11 protein-coding genes and 2 pseudogenes are annotated in these 11,828 nt (G+C 67.8%); 5 read left to right on the top strand and 8 right to left on the bottom strand.

Going from position 1 to position 11,828, the window contains the following annotated elements; all coding sequences use genetic code 11:
• Positions 1-182: 182 nt before the first annotated feature.
• The 5 genes from ACWGKT_RS26600 to ACWGKT_RS26580 form a co-directional block, all read right to left on the bottom strand.
• The gene (locus ACWGKT_RS26600) at positions 183-1,307 is read right to left on the bottom strand and encodes an FAD-dependent oxidoreductase (protein ID WP_453275687.1); all 1,125 of its coding nucleotides are present in this window, start codon (positions 1,305-1,307) and stop codon (positions 183-185) included.
• Positions 1,308-1,639: 332 nt separating this feature from the next.
• A complete protein-coding gene (locus ACWGKT_RS26595; protein WP_453275686.1) occupies positions 1,640-2,266 on the bottom strand; it encodes a hypothetical protein in 627 nt (208 codons plus the stop codon).
• The gene (locus ACWGKT_RS26590) at positions 2,263-2,838 is read right to left on the bottom strand and encodes an RNA polymerase sigma factor (RefSeq protein WP_453275685.1); all 576 of its coding nucleotides are present in this window, start codon (positions 2,836-2,838) and stop codon (positions 2,263-2,265) included. Before ACWGKT_RS26590 ends, ACWGKT_RS26595 begins: the two co-directional genes overlap by 4 nt.
• Before the next feature lie 607 nt (positions 2,839-3,445).
• Positions 3,446-3,994 carry an MFS transporter gene (locus ACWGKT_RS26585; protein WP_453275779.1) on the bottom strand — a complete coding sequence of 183 codons (549 nt, stop codon included), beginning with the start codon at positions 3,992-3,994 and terminating at the stop codon, positions 3,446-3,448.
• Positions 3,995-4,022: 28 nt separating this feature from the next.
• Positions 4,023-5,045 carry an aldo/keto reductase gene (locus tag ACWGKT_RS26580; RefSeq protein ID WP_453275684.1) on the bottom strand — a complete coding sequence of 341 codons (1,023 nt, stop codon included), beginning with the start codon at positions 5,043-5,045 and terminating at the stop codon, positions 4,023-4,025.
• 262 nt (positions 5,046-5,307) lie between these two features.
• On the opposite strand from ACWGKT_RS26580, the pseudogene ACWGKT_RS26575 reads away from it, so the two are divergent.
• A pseudogene (locus ACWGKT_RS26575) lies at positions 5,308-5,516 on the top strand (alcohol dehydrogenase); the annotation flags it as partial.
• Positions 5,517-5,539: 23 nt separating this feature from the next.
• The gene (locus ACWGKT_RS26570) at positions 5,540-6,487 is read left to right on the top strand and encodes a hypothetical protein (RefSeq protein WP_453275683.1); all 948 of its coding nucleotides are present in this window, start codon (positions 5,540-5,542) and stop codon (positions 6,485-6,487) included.
• A gap of 72 nt (positions 6,488-6,559) precedes the next feature.
• Here the strand turns inward: ACWGKT_RS26570 and ACWGKT_RS26565 are convergent.
• Positions 6,560-7,340: pseudogene (locus tag ACWGKT_RS26565) on the bottom strand (IS701 family transposase); the annotation flags it as partial.
• 196 nt (positions 7,341-7,536) lie between these two features.
• Here ACWGKT_RS26565 and ACWGKT_RS26560 point away from each other — a divergent pair.
• The 3 genes from ACWGKT_RS26560 to ACWGKT_RS26550 all read left to right on the top strand — a co-directional run bounded on the left by ACWGKT_RS26560 (position 7,537) and on the right by ACWGKT_RS26550 (position 10,192).
• On the top strand, positions 7,537-8,097 hold the full coding sequence (locus tag ACWGKT_RS26560; RefSeq protein ID WP_453275682.1) for a hypothetical protein: 561 nt from the start codon (positions 7,537-7,539) through the stop codon (positions 8,095-8,097).
• 206 nt (positions 8,098-8,303) lie between these two features.
• On the top strand, positions 8,304-9,230 hold the full coding sequence (locus ACWGKT_RS26555) for an RNA-guided endonuclease InsQ/TnpB family protein (protein WP_453275681.1): 927 nt from the start codon (positions 8,304-8,306) through the stop codon (positions 9,228-9,230).
• A gap of 5 nt (positions 9,231-9,235) precedes the next feature.
• Positions 9,236-10,192 carry a zinc ribbon domain-containing protein gene (locus ACWGKT_RS26550; RefSeq protein WP_453275680.1) on the top strand — a complete coding sequence of 319 codons (957 nt, stop codon included), beginning with the start codon at positions 9,236-9,238 and terminating at the stop codon, positions 10,190-10,192.
• A gap of 252 nt (positions 10,193-10,444) precedes the next feature.
• Here ACWGKT_RS26550 and ACWGKT_RS26545 read toward each other — a convergent pair whose 3' ends face one another.
• Positions 10,445-10,732 carry a DUF1416 domain-containing protein gene (locus ACWGKT_RS26545; protein WP_453275679.1) on the bottom strand — a complete coding sequence of 96 codons (288 nt, stop codon included), beginning with the start codon at positions 10,730-10,732 and terminating at the stop codon, positions 10,445-10,447.
• Between the two features lie 29 nt (positions 10,733-10,761).
• Positions 10,762-11,607 carry a sulfurtransferase gene (locus tag ACWGKT_RS26540; RefSeq protein WP_453275678.1) on the bottom strand — a complete coding sequence of 282 codons (846 nt, stop codon included), beginning with the start codon at positions 11,605-11,607 and terminating at the stop codon, positions 10,762-10,764.
• Positions 11,608-11,828: the final 221 nt, after the last annotated feature.

Below are 11,828 nucleotides of genomic sequence, written 5' to 3'. Positions count from 1 at the left end.
GGCGCAGCTCCCGCTGGTCCACGGCCCCCCGCCGGGGCGGCGGGGGGCCGTGGACGTGGCCGCCCTGATGGCCGGTCCTCCTGCGCCGGGTCCGACGGCCGAAGAGTGCGCGGCGTCGTCGGCGAAGCAGTCGGCCACCCTCCGGGTCGACAGGGAACGTCATTGCTACCTGTCCTGCGCGGTCAGGGCAGGTCGCGCAGCGGGGCGTAACCGCGCTCGAACAAGGCCTTGGCACCGTAGCGGAAGGCGATGTTGCGAAGGGCGGGCGCCATGGACCTGGTCCGGTCGCGCCGGTGGGTCTGGCGCTGCACCCACCGGGTGCGCGGAAGCCTGCGCTGGACGTACTGCTGCAGGAGGTGCTCGGTGTCTCCCCCGGTGGCCAGCACCTCTGCCAGGACCTGAGCGTCCTCGACGGCCATGGCAACGCCCTGGGCCATATTGGGCGAGCTCGCGTGGGCGGCGTCCCCCACCAGCACGACGCGTCCGTGCGCCCACGTCTCGCCGCTGACCTCCTCCACCGGTGAGAAGTACGCCTCATGGGCCGCGGCTATGACCAGCAGGTCCCGTACCCGCTGGTCATAGCCGGAGAACAGTCCGTGAAGACCGGTGGCGGTGGTCGGGTCCTGGGGTGAGGCGGTCGCCGCGTCGGCGTAGCAGCACACCCGGCCGCCGCCGACGGGGTAGGCCAGGAAGGTCGTTCCCGGGCCCAGCCACACGGTCCATCGGTCGATGTCGGGAGCGTCGATCAGGAAGCGCCAGCACACCTGCCCGAGGTAGCGGGTACCGGCTGCCGGATCGACCGACTCCCGCAGGCCCGACCGTATGCCGTCCGCTCCCACGACCACGTCGTAACGGCCACTCCCGCCGTCGCTGAACTCCACGTGCACGCCGTCGTCGTACATACCGTCGTCGGAATGCCTGAGCGAGACCACGGTGACCCCGTGGCGGACGGGTACCGGCATGATGTCCTGCAGGGCGGCATGGAGGTCGCTTCGGGTGATGCCGACGCAGCCGGCGGTGCCTCTCCAGAGTTCGGCCATGTCGATGTCGGCCAGCACCCTGCCCCGGTGGTCCATCAGCCGCTGGCCGGGTACGGGCGCTCCTAGCTCGCTGAGGTGCTTTCCCAGCCCCAGTGCGGTCAGTGCGCGGACGCTGTTCCCGGGCAGGAAGAGTCCGGCTCCCCCGGCTCGGCTCTCAGGGGAACGTTCAATGACGTCGACGGACATTCCCTCGCGGTGAAGCGCTGCGGCGGTCGCCAGGCCGGCGATGCCGGCTCCGACGACGAGGACTTGAAGGTGACTGGACATGCGGATCTCCTGTAGGACTTCGGAGGTACGTTCCGCACTACGACCTGATCGGCGGCGGGGTTCACGACCGCGAGCCGCACGGTGCGACTCCCTGCCCTCCGGGCTTGGCCGAAGCGACCAGCACCGCGGGGCCGACGAGGTCGAGAGCCGCTACACCGTCATCGCCATGGCGGCAAACCCAGCACCTCATCGAGCACGCCGCCGCGCTCCGGATTGACATGGAAATTGCCCAACGCACCTCCGGAACCGGGGGGATTCGCCCCACTTCCGAGGCGCTGGAGCGTAGAGGGCAATCCCCGGGCTACAGCCCAGGGAGGAAGTCAAGTGTGCGATCACTTTCCGGATGTCTGCCGGAACTTGCTCCTGGTTTCGTCCGAGGCCACGTTCGCGCCGCACTGCGGGACGGTGCCGTCCTTGGTGGCGGCCACGATGTAGTGCTCTCCGACCGAGAACGTCAGGCTCTCCGGCTCGTCGGTGTCGCTGTTGAGTCGTACCGTGTCCGAGTCACCACCGCGCAACCAGTGATCGACACGGAAGAAGACCGAGGGGCCCTGGACGGAGGTGACCGTTCCTTCGAAGAGCGTCGGGTACTGGCGCAGTCGGTCGGGGGTCGGTTCCATGCACTTGGCGTGCGCAGTGCCGCTCGCGGCGGTGAGCGGCAGCGGCCCGGACGCGGACGAGTGACCACTGTCGCCATTCGCCATGATCCCTCCCACGATGCCGCCTCCGAGCATGAGCAGACCGGCAGCCGCCGCGAGTGTGAGGAGACGGCGACGTCCCCTTACGGCGACGGCCTTCGCAGGGCGAGTGGTGATGCCCGCCGCGGTCTTCTCTGACTGGAGCGTGATGTCGGTGTTCAAGGCAGTCTCCACAAGACGGTTGATGTCGGGTAGCGGAGCACTTGGGGTCAGTGCCGGGTCGGCGGCCCTCAGCCGGGCCAACAGCTCGTCGTCATTCACTGACTGCTCCTTCCTTCATCTGACTTGTGTCCGGGCCGGTCGGCGTTCTTTCGCATCAGCTGTATCTGTGCGGCGAGTTTCCTCTTCGCCCGGTGGAGCCGGATGCTCACCGCGTTGGAGGGGAGCCCGGTCACTTCTGCGATCCGACGCGGCGCCAGGCCCTCCCATGCCCACAGTCGCACCATCTCGCGGTCCAGTTCCTCAAGGCCATCGAGGGCGGCATGCAGGTCACTGTGATCGGCGGCCATTGCCGCAGGGTGCTGCTGTGTCCGGATCAGCCGCTCCACGAGGCGGAGCCTGCGTCCGTCAGCGCGGCGGGCATTGGCCAAGCAGCCCCGTGCCACTCCGTAGCACCACGGCAGCACGCCATCGGGATCGGGCGTGGGACCGGTTCCGAGCCCGGGCACCTCGTCGATGCGGCGCCACAGCACCAGCATCGTCTCCGACAAGATGTCCTCGACCATGTCGGGGTTCGTCCGTCGCAGCAGATACCGGTGCAGCGGTTCCGCCACCACATGCGCCAGTCCTTTGAAGCGCGCCTGCCGAAGCCGGCGCGTCTCCTGTTCCATCATGGATTCCACAACCTGTCCTGTCCGGCAGCGGCCGGTTCCTTTCAACACAGCTCCCGTCGGCACCACCGCATTCGCGCGTTGTCGCGCCGGCCCGTCAAAAGAGCAACCCCGCTGCACTTTCGGTAGGGGACACGCCCAGGGCAGCTGGGGACGATCTGGCTCGAACTCGATTCCGTCGTACCGCACTTCGACGCCAACCTTGCCAAGGCTCTCGTTGTGCTGCCGTTGGATCACGCGTGGACCAGATGAGGCAGGCCGTGCAGCCCGCCATGGAGCAGGTGCACGCCTGCATGCAGCTCCAGACCGTCGTCAGTACTGCCCGATATCAGCGTGTCCACCACTCAGGGCGACGTCCCCCCGCTCGTAGCGGGGACTGAGTCGGTGGTAGCCGGACAGCCAGGACATGGTGCGTGACGCAGTGCCGTGAGAGCGAGGACGACCGCGGCGAGCATGATCGTGGTGCTGATCCAGCCGAGGCTGGACGGGCCCCACGCCCCCAAGGCCGCTCCGCCGACCGCGCCGGCTATGCCCATCCCGAGGTACTGAGCGGAGGCGTTCAGGCCCAACAGCAAAGGAGTGGCTTGTGGGACGAGCTCCACGAGGAGTTTCAGATGTGAGACGTACTGGAGCACACTGGGCACGCCGAGGAGCACAACCCACACCAGGGCCCCGATGAACCAATGACGCCCAGGAGGAACGATGGCCAGGACAGCGGCGAAGCAAGCCAGAGGGTGAAGCGGACCCTTCTCGGGTCGCGGGTATCGGCGAGTTTGCCGCCGATCGTATTGCCGACAACGGCCATCGTGCCGTACGCGCACAGGAGGACAGAGACCTTGGTGGCCTTGCCGCCAGTGGCCGGGTTCAGCACCGGCCCCAGGTAGGTGTAGAGGGCGTAGAAGCTGCTGAAGGCGAGCATGACCAAGGCCAATGCAGCTATCACGCGTCGATCGCCCAGCGGGGCGAGTCGATCACGCAGCTTGGTCGGAATGGGCATGTGGATGTGGGGGATGACGCGAGTCACGCCGACCAGAGCGATGGCACCGAGTGCGGCGACCAGCCACATCGTGGCGCGCCAGTTCATAGTGCCGCCGATGAAGGAACCGATGGGGACGCCAATGGCTGTGGCGACGGTGAGACCGCCCATGACGGTGGCGATGGCCCGCCCTTTGCGTTCGGGCGCGGGGTCAGGCGTGCAGCGGCAGGCGGTCGGCAGGCGCGCCCTGGCCCCAGTCGGGGTAGGAGGCCGGGAGTGCGCTGGCCGCGTCCAGGTCTGTCAGGTCCTCGTCGGTGAGTACGAGGTCGATGGCGGCCAGGTTTTCGGTGAGCTGGTCGGGGCGCTTGGCGCCGACGATCACGCTCGTGATCCAAGGCTGGGCGAGCACCCAGGCGATGGCGACGCGGGCCACACTCACACCGTGGCGCGCAGCCACGATGCGCAGTACATCCACGATGTCCCAGCCGCGTTCCCGGTCCACGGGCGGGTAGTCGGCGAGGGCCCGGCGGGCGGTGTCATCACTGGTTCCGTTGCGGTCGAACTTGCCGGACAGGAACCCGCCGGCGAGCGGGCTCCACACCAGCGTGGCGAGCTTCTGGTCCGTGGCCATCGGCAGGATCTCGCGCTCGATGTCCCGTCCGGCCAGCGAGTAGTACACCTGCTGGGACACGAACCGCTCCAGCCCGCGCGAGTGCGAGGCGCCGAGGAACTTCATCATCTGCCACGCCGCCAGGTTCGATGCTCCGATATAGCGGATCTTGCCCTGTCGGACGGCGTCGTCCAATGCGGCCAGCGTCTCCTCCACCGGAGTCAGGGGATCGAAACTGTGGATCTGGTAGAGGTCGATGTGGTCGGTACGCAGTCGCCGCAGGCTGTCCTCCAACGCCCGGGTGACCCACAGCCGCGACAGCCCCATCTCGTTGGGGCCGGTGCCCATGCGGGCGAAGAGCTTCGTGGCGAGCAGCGTGTCGCGGCGCCTTGAGCCCAGCACCCGGCCGAGGATCTCCTCGCACTCGCCCGCCGCATACATGTCAGCGGTGTCGATGAGGTTGACCCCCGCATCCAGAGCCTGGCTCACAATCTCGTCCGCGGCCTTCTCGTCCAGCCCGCCTACAACACTCCACGGCAGTGTCCCCGCCCCGCCGAACGTCATCGTGCCCAAAGCGATCCGGGAGACGAAGACCCCTGTGGCGCCGAGCTGTTCGTACTGCATGTTCCGCCTTTCGATGGTCCGTGCGCTGGTCGGTGACGGCGCTGTGGCCCTCCGCACGGCTGCCTGCCACGCTACGGGCGGCCGACCGGGCAGACCATGATCAAGCGTCTGGAGAACCTGCGCATTCGTCCAAGGCGGCCGACAGACGGAAGGGAACCGCTGGCCAGTCGTCCATCCTCGCGATCACTGCTGCGGGCGGGGCGTTGCGGTACTGCGCCGGCGAAATACCGCAGCCCTGTGGACGCTGTCCAGCGCATGCTCCGGCAGCAGCGCGGTGGCGGTCGCGCTGGCGATGGGAGCGGGCCGCGCGATCGCCCCGGGCCGCAACCGGGCCGCCCTGGACCTCCTCGCCGACCGGTTCGGCCCCCGGTACCCCCGCTCCGGCTGACCGGGGACGAGGACGGCGACCGCGGGGCGATGTCCGCGGCGGCCGACGGCCCGATCGACATGGTGAGCGACCTGCTCCCGCCGCTCGTCCGGACACGTGTTGCTGGTTGAGCGTCGACTACGCCGAGTCGGTACGCCTCGGAAAGACCAGCAGCATTCGGGGGTATTTCTCGATGTTCCGTACACGAGCCGCAACGCTCGCCTCTTTCGCGGCGGTGGGCGTTCTTCTGCTGTCCGCCTGTGGCGGAAATGACACCAAGGACGCGGGCTCATCCGCATCGTCATCCGCATCCGGGGCCGGCGAGCTGTCCTTCCAGAACGGCACAGCACAGCAGAACAATGCGCCTGCGCAGACCGGTGACTTGGCGCCCGACGCGGCACCCGCTGTGGCGGCGAAGAAGCCGGTCGCCCGCAAGTGGGTACAGTTGTCGGCCGGACGCGCCGGACAACTGGATCCGGTCGTAGTAAATGGTGCCGACTTCACGCTGTACCGGTTCGACAAGGACACCGCAGACCCGTCGAAGTCCAACTGCAGTGGGCAGTGCGCAACCATCTGGCCGCCGTATCTGGTCGCGCGTGGCGGGAAGGTGTTCCTCGACGGGATCGACAGGTCGTCGATTGGCTTTGTCCAGCGTGACGGCGCCTTCCAGGTCACCATCGGCGGCTGGCCCGTTTACCTCTTCAACAAGGACACGAAGGCTGGGGACGCCAACGGCCAGGGCGCAGGCGGCACCTGGTTCGGCGTCAAGCCGGACGGCGAGAGGACTGGCGGCGGTCAGTCCGGAGCCGGTGCTGGTGGCAGCGGCGGTGCCAGCGCCTCGCCCGCGAGCAGCGCCACCTTCTTCCAAGGTCCGAACTTCGCCGACCCCTCCCAAGGGGTGGCGGGTCCCGGCTGCAAGAACGTCCGCTTCTCCGGCTCGCTCCAGGCAGCCGGCGCCGTCAAGATCTGGGACGGAGCCGACTGCACTGGCAAGGCGCAGGTCGACAATGGGAATGTCCAGGATCTATCTGCCATCAGATTCGGCACGGTGAGGTCCCTTCGCTTCCTCGGCTGAAATGCCGGCGCCGAACGTGGCGGCTCCTGCTCCCGACTCTTCGGGGCGGGCGCCGCCACAGTCGGCGAGTCGCCGGGGTTCGGCCAGGTCGGCGACGGCCCAGTCGTAGAAGCGGTACCCCTTGGCTCCGCCCCGCCGACAGCTTCTGCCAGGCCCGCTTCGGCACCTTCGCGGCCAGGGCATCCGCGCGGAACTTCCCCGCACCGGTGGTGACTTCAGGCGAGCAGGAGACGGCGAGCACATATCCGACCCCGTGCTCTTCCAGCGCGGACCGCAGCTTCGGGTTGCCTCCGTAGACCTCGTCTCCCGCAACCCAGTCCACGCGCTGCCCGGCATCAACGAACCGGCCGATCATCCAGGCGGCCAGCTCCGGCTTGGTCTCGAAGGCGGTGTCCTCGCCCAGGCCCGCGGCCCGGCAGCGGTCCGGGCCGCACGTCCACGAGCGCGGGATACACAGTTCCCGGTCCACCGCCGCATGTCCGCGGTGGCCTGCGTAGACGAGGTGGACGGTGACCTGAGAGTTTTCGATTCTGCCGGCGGTGCCGGTGTACTGGCGCTGGACCCCGACGGTGTGCGCGCCCCTCTTCACGTCCCCGGTCTCGTCGACCACCAGGACCGCATCCTCGTCGCGCAGGTGCTCCAGTACGTACTCCCGCACGTCGTCGCGGACGGTGTTGGCATCCCACTTGGCCTGGCCGAGCAGGTGCTGCATTACGTCCGGAGTGGCCTCCCCGGCCCACTCGGCCATGCTCCAGCAGTTCTTGCGTGGCAGGTCCGACAGCAGCCCCAGCACCAAGTTCCGTACCCGGCGCAGGGGTTCAACCCGCGTGAACCGGCCCGCTATCCGGGCCATCAGGCCCTCGAACGCCTCCTGCCAACGGGCAGGGTCTACGCTGTGCCCTGCGGCCACCGCATGATCTTCAGTCCTCACACACCGATGATCAGCGGTGGCTATACCCATCTCTCAGCCGACCCCCACCCGCAAGATCACGATCTATGGCCGGAGTACTGGGAGATCCACGCCGGAAAGCGCCTTACTATCACCTCCCATGCTCACCACGATCTTCACTGTCGGGCTGGCCTTCCTCGGCTACCTGGCGACGTATGTCAACGGCCTGCGTCTCACTCAACGGCAGGCCCGACTGGACCGGGTCAACGCGCAGTTGAACGACTTCTACGGCCCTCTGTTCGCGCTGATGGAGTCCAACAGCCGGGTCTACGACACCTTCTCGGCGATGTACGCCCGCGAGGACGGCCGGGACCCGTTCGACCACGACATACCGCCGACCGAGGAGGAGCTCGCCCAGTGGCGCACATGGGCCACGAGCGTGTTCATCCCCAACATCCGGGCGATGCGGGACGTGGTGGTCACCAGGGCGGACCTGCTCATCGAGGAGGAGATGCCCGAGGTGCTGCTGCAACTCTGCGCGCATGTCTCCGGCTATGAGATCACCGCCGCGCGCTGGGCGCAGAGCGACTTCACGGAGCATCTGTCGGTCGTGCCGTTCCCCGGGCGCGGATTGCGGGAATACACCCGCGCTCGGTTCACACAGTTGAAGAGTGAGCAGGCCAGGCTGTTGGGGAGCACCGGCCGTCGGCCGCGTCAGTGAACGCGAGCGATCCACCGGGTCTCTTGCAGGGGGCACCCGCCTTTAGGCGGGTGGGGAATGCATCCTTGGCGCGGAGCCGCGCAGCGGCGGAGTCCGCTGCGCATTTGTCCTGACCTGCTGTTGTCAGTGGTGGCTTGTAGGGTTCGGGGTGTTGATGCTCGTAGTCTCGATTCCGTTTGTGTCCGACGCCTGCCCAGGAGCAGCAGATGCTGGAGCACTGCGCGCATGCCCGGTTCGTGTGGAACCTGGCGGTCGAGCAGCACTCTCACTGGAGGAGGTACAAGGCGCGTTACCGGCCGGACGGCAAGCAATACGGGGCCCCGTCCTTTGCGGAGCAGTGCCAGCAACTGACCGGTGCCAGGCGCGACAACGAGTGGCTGGGCGGGGGGAACGCGGACGTTCAGCAGCAGGCGCTGAAGGACTTTGCCAAGGCCAAACAGGCCCGGTTCATGTCCGGGTTCGGTGAGCCGACCTGGCGCAAGAAGTACAAGCATGAGGGGTTCCGGGTCATCGGGACCGACCGTATGCCCGAGTACGACGCGGATGGCACCACGCAGCTGAATGCCAAGGGGCGGCAGGTCATGGGCCGGTCGGTGGTGGTGCAGAAGCTGAACCGCCGGTGGGCGCAGGTGAAGGTGCCCGGCTGCGGCTGGGTCCGCTTCCGTAACACCCGCCCCGGCCTGCCCGCCGCGAAGACGTTCCGCGTCACGTGGCGCAACGACCAGTGGCACATCGCGTTCGCCGTCATCCCCGACCCGATCACGGCACCGGGCACGGGCGAGGTCATCGGCATCGACCGTGGCGTCACGATCACCGCGGCCCTCTCGGACGGCCGGCGTCTGAACTACCCGCAGCTCACTACCCGCGAGCACGCCCGCATCCGCAAGCACCAACGGCGCGCGGCACGCGCTCCCAAGGGCAGCGACCTGAAAATCGCCGAGTACGCGAAGGTCGCGAAGCTCAAGGCCCGAGAGGCCAACCGGCGTAAGGACTGGTGCGAGAAGACCAGCACCATCCTCGCGCGGTCGTACGACGTGATCCGCTTCGAGAAGCTGAACATCAAGAACATGACCCGGACCGTGAAGGGCACCTCGCCGAGCAGGGCGCGAAGGTCCGCCAGAAGGCGGGCCTGAACCGGGTGATCCTCGCCCAGGGCTGGGGCCTGCTCCGGCAGCGTGCCGAACACAAGGCCCCCGGCCGAGTCCAGGACGTTCCGGCCCCGTACACCTCCCTGCGATGCAGTGCCTGCGGGTGGATCGACAAGAACTCGCGCAAGAGCCAAGCCGAGTTCGTCTGCTCCTCCTGCGGCTTCACCTGCAACGCAGACGAGAACGCAGCCATCAACGTCGCGGCAGGACGGGGCGGGATCCCCGCCCCCGGCGAACAGCCGGTGCCGGAGGGACGACACCGCCCACACAGCGGTCGAACGTCCGTGAACCTCAACCCACCTGGGTTGGAATCCCCCTCTTTTAAGAAGGGGAGGATGCCAATCCTCCAGATGCGGCGTCTCCGCGCCGACGAACACGCCCACCACTCCGCACCGATCGACCTGATCCCGTTGACTTGCAACGAGATCCTGCGCCTGCTCATCAGTGTCGCCGTTGCCCCGTTCACAGTCCGGCCCACCGGCTCCGCTGGTCCGCCTGACGACGCCGACGCCAGGTATGAGCACAAGCCAGGCATCACCGGCAAAAAGCGGCATCCCAGACGTAAGGATCACGATCTACGGCTGGAGTATCGGAGGGAGGCGCGACGGACGCGTGGGCTCTGCTGGTATGCCCCGCACTCGGCGGCCTCCGACTCTGGTGATCGGAACCGTTCTGGGCATGGCCGTCACGGTCTGACATGGTTCGGCCCGACCGTCTCTCCGGCCTCCGCGGCCGGTTGCATATCTTGTGGGTCAGACGCCGACATCACCGCTGCAGCCTTCGCCGCTGCCGTACTCAGGCGCTACTGGGCGGGGGTCGTCCGCGATCACGCCTCCGGCCTCAGCGACGAGACCACCTTGAACTCCGGCCCGAACGAACGGCGAGGTCGAGGCCTCTTCTTCCCCGTGCTCTCCATATTGGACATCCTTGCGGGGCAGAAACCCTGATCTCGGATGTCCGTCACTGCGGATCAAGCCCAATTCAGGGTACGACCGGAAACCGGGACGGCCGAAGGGGCGCACCCGGTTCCAGGAAAGCGTCCAACCCCCTGGGGTGCGGCCTTTCGGCCAGTAAGCGGAGCTGCGAGCTATCGGAATCCGACGGACGCCCGTTGCAGAGCGACTGATGTCACGTCGGCGCCGCGGCTCGTAGCCCGTGACGCGCCCCGCGCCGAGCGGTGCGAGAGGCGCGTCGGGACATCAGACGGCGATGGCGACCTCGGTGAGGTCGCCGGTCTGCGCGACGACCGTACGGTCCGCCGTGGCGCCCGGGACGAGGGCGCGCACCGTCCGCGTGCCCTCGGCCGCGTGGAAGCGGAACTGTCCGGTCGCCGAGGTCGGGACCTCGGCGGTGAACTCGCCGGTCGAGTCCAGCAGGCGGACGTAGCCGGTGACGGGCTCGCCGTCACGGGTCACGCTGCCCTGGACTGTCGCCTCACCGGGCTTGATCGTCGAAGCGTCGGGGCCGCCGGCCTTTGCTCCACACATAGGGGTTGTCCTTCTGGTCGGGGGAGGGGTTACTTGTTGGCGCCGAGCTCGATCGGCACGCCGACGAGGGAGCCGTACTCGGTCCACGAGCCGTCGTAGTTCTTGACGTTATGGACACCGAGCAGTTCGTGCAGCACGAACCAGGTGAGCGCGGAACGCTCACCGATGCGGCAGTAGGCGATGGTGTCCTGCGTCAGGTCGACCTGCTCCTCGGCGTAGAGCTCCTTGAGCTCGTCGTCCGACTTGAAGGTGCCGTCGTCGTTGGCGTTCTTGGACCATGGGATGTTGCGGGCGCTCGGGATGTGGCCCGGGCGCTGCGACTGCTCCTGCGGGAGGTGCGCGGGGGCGAGCAGCTCGCCGCTGAACTCGGCGGGGGAGCGCACGTCCACCAGGTTCTGGTTGCCGATCGCGGCGACGGCGTCGTCGCGGAAGGCGCGGATCGAGGTGTCCTGGGCCTTCGCCTTGTAGGCGGTCGAAGGCCGCTCTGGCACCTGCGCGCCGTCGACCAGGTTGCGGGAGTCGAGCTCCCACTTCTTGCGGCCGCCGTCGAGGAGCTTGACGCTCTCGTGCCCGTAGAGCTTGAAGTACCAGTACGCGTAGGAGGCGAACCAGTTGTTGTTGCCACCGTAGAGGACGACGGTGTCGTCGTTGGCGATGCCCTTCGCGGAGAGGAGCTTCTCGAAGCCCTCCTGGTCGACGAAGTCACGGCGGACGGGGTCCTGGAGGTCCTGCTTCCAGTCGATCCGTACAGCGTTCTTGATGTGGTTCTTGTCGTACGCGGACGTGTCCTCGTCGACCTCGACGATGACCACCTTCGGGTCATCGATGCGGTCCTCGACCCAGTCGGCGTCTACCAGGACGTCGCTGCGGCTCATGCTTTTTCTCCTCCGGGGCAATGTGCGGTGGGCGGTGCGAAGAGAGGGTGTGCGGGTACGCGAAGCGCGCGGCTTACCCGCACGAGGGGTGGCGGCGGGCGAAGCACGGCGCCCCGGCAGGGGCGTCGGCGCGGGGTGGGGCCATGCTGGCGCCCCGGTGAGCACGCGGGAATTTGGGGCCCATGATGTGGTGTGGGTGCGCGCCGCCCGGATGAGGGTGA

The sequence above is a fragment of the Streptomyces sp. NPDC054794 genome (genome assembly GCF_053611585.1).
This window is presented reverse-complemented; position numbering and strand designations above follow the sequence as displayed.

What these genes read in the sequence shown, in the direction of transcription:
- ACWGKT_RS26555 (WP_453275681.1), top strand. Translation starts at nt 8,304, where the DNA reads ATGCTGGAGCACTGCGCGCATGCCCGGTTCGTGTGGAACCTGGCGGTC.
- ACWGKT_RS26560 (WP_453275682.1), top strand. Translation starts at nt 7,537, where the DNA reads ATGCTCACCACGATCTTCACTGTCGGGCTGGCCTTCCTCGGCTACCTG.
- ACWGKT_RS26600 (WP_453275687.1), bottom strand. Translation starts at nt 1,307, where the DNA reads ATGTCCAGTCACCTTCAAGTCCTCGTCGTCGGAGCCGGCATCGCCGGC.
- ACWGKT_RS26580 (WP_453275684.1), bottom strand. Translation starts at nt 5,045, where the DNA reads ATGCAGTACGAACAGCTCGGCGCCACAGGGGTCTTCGTCTCCCGGATC.
- ACWGKT_RS26590 (WP_453275685.1), bottom strand. Translation starts at nt 2,838, where the DNA reads ATGATGGAACAGGAGACGCGCCGGCTTCGGCAGGCGCGCTTCAAAGGA.
- ACWGKT_RS26545 (WP_453275679.1), bottom strand. Translation starts at nt 10,732, where the DNA reads ATGTGTGGAGCAAAGGCCGGCGGCCCCGACGCTTCGACGATCAAGCCC.
- ACWGKT_RS26540 (WP_453275678.1), bottom strand. Translation starts at nt 11,607, where the DNA reads ATGAGCCGCAGCGACGTCCTGGTAGACGCCGACTGGGTCGAGGACCGC.